At 43.5% G+C, this 1,099-nt stretch carries 1 protein-coding gene; it reads right to left on the bottom strand.

Translation table 11 applies throughout. The annotated features are described in order from the left end of the window. Positions 1-245: 245 nt before the first annotated feature. Positions 246-674, bottom strand: coding sequence for an IS200/IS605 family transposase (gene tnpA, locus BLV85_RS14770; RefSeq protein WP_090415965.1), 429 nt, complete (start codon positions 672-674; stop codon positions 246-248). Positions 675-1,099 lie beyond the last annotated feature (425 nt).

The raw sequence follows: 1,099 nt of genomic DNA, 5'->3' as shown, positions 1-1,099 counted from the left end.
AAGCCGACCGTGTCTTCACACAAGCCGGTGTCTTGGCTAATCGTCTTGTTGTTACATCTTGCGTTGGCTGACAACACAATGCGGACACGTTGTATCAGGCTATGGGGAACCTCCCGGCAACGACTTATTGTTTCCAGGAGGTCTCTTTGTTCAGTAGTTAGCGTCAGTGGGAATAAACAACCACCAGCTAAAGCTGGTGGGTTAGTGACAATGACTAAAGTCAGGATACGGGTCTTAAGACCCGTTTAGCTTTCGGTTCTGAAATTATCATCACCTTTAGGTTCAAAATGATGCTCCAAATAGTTTTGAATCATTTCTTCTGTCAGTTCTCCTGATGTTACACAAAAGTATCCTCGCGCCCAAAAATGGCGCCCCCAGTAGCGTTTTTTTAAGTCCGGAAAACTTTCAAACAACTTCGCAGAAGTTCTGCCTTTGATCCGCCTCATTATTTCGCTGGGCGCCATGTTCGGTGGCGCAGATACCAATACATGTATATGATCCTGACTGACAACACCTTTCAGAATTTCTATTTCAAATGCCTCGCACGTCTGCCTTATCAGTTCCCTGACCTTCAGCCCTATGTCACCTCTCAGTACCTTATAGCGATATTTTGTTACAAATACAAAATGGTACTGTATCTTGAAAACTGTGTGACTTCCATAACGATAGTCCATGATACTCCCCTACTTTTAGCATCATGGTACGTCCAAAATTTTAAAAGATAAATCTTACCGCCTTAAAGGCGGTGGTTTTAACCTTACTTCGGACTAATAAAGGGCGGGCCATGCAATTTTTGCTTGTTCAATCAAAAAAATGGCAAATTATCCGATATATTTCAAGCTTTGGGTACTAGGAGGCTGTCCGAGAATAGCGATCGTAGCGAGGGCGAAGCTGCCAAGCGGGATTTTTCGATCATTTGAGGCGAATAGTTGTTCTATTCAACGAAAAGGATCGGAAAATCCAGCCTGGCAGGTTCGTCCGCAGTAGATCAGTCTGTTCTCGGACAGCCTCCTAGGGTCTGTTGACGTTTTAAGATAAGTATTTAATAGATAGAAACAAACTCGTAATATTGGGGTTCCTATACCACCAACAAAACGAG

The sequence above is a fragment of the Nitrosomonas halophila genome (assembly GCF_900107165.1).
Classification (GTDB): Bacteria; Pseudomonadota; Gammaproteobacteria; order Burkholderiales; family Nitrosomonadaceae; genus Nitrosomonas; species Nitrosomonas halophila.
The sequence above is the reverse complement of the archived record's forward strand: the minus strand, read 5'-3'. Positions and strand labels throughout refer to the sequence as shown.